Here is a 370-nt window from a genome sequence, read left to right as displayed (position 1 = left end):
GCATCCGTCCTGATCACAGACATAGGGCCTTTCCCCTGCGTGGACTTTTAGCGTGTGCATCCCGGAGATATTCATGGGCCGCTGATCGCTGTCAGACTGACCCTGGCTCACTTCATTAAGAGAGCCACCTGTATCGAATGTATATTTCTCTGTATTAGCGCAAAGACCACTCTGAAATACATCATCCTGCAACAAATTCGATAACCCTGAATGTAGAGCGTCATCCTGCTCCAGGCCCGACAACTCTGGGAATAGAGTCTCCAGAGGTGAAGAAGGAGGAGTGCATAAAATATCAGGAGCTTCACCGTTACTGGAAATGCGGTAAATGTTAGATGAGTTTCTAATCCATGTTGTGGCATCCGTTTCAACT

At 47.6% G+C, this 370-nt stretch carries 1 protein-coding gene; it reads right to left on the bottom strand.

What is annotated here, in order from left to right; all coding sequences use genetic code 11:
- Window positions 1–370: hypothetical protein (locus E1189_RS24270; RefSeq protein ID WP_230459816.1), on the bottom strand; the 370-nt coding region annotated here is incomplete at both ends.

It is taken from the genome of Parendozoicomonas verongulae, from assembly GCF_009711465.1.
GTDB classification, from domain to species: Bacteria; Pseudomonadota; Gammaproteobacteria; order Pseudomonadales; family Endozoicomonadaceae; genus Sansalvadorimonas; species Sansalvadorimonas verongulae.
This window is presented reverse-complemented; position numbering and strand designations above follow the sequence as displayed.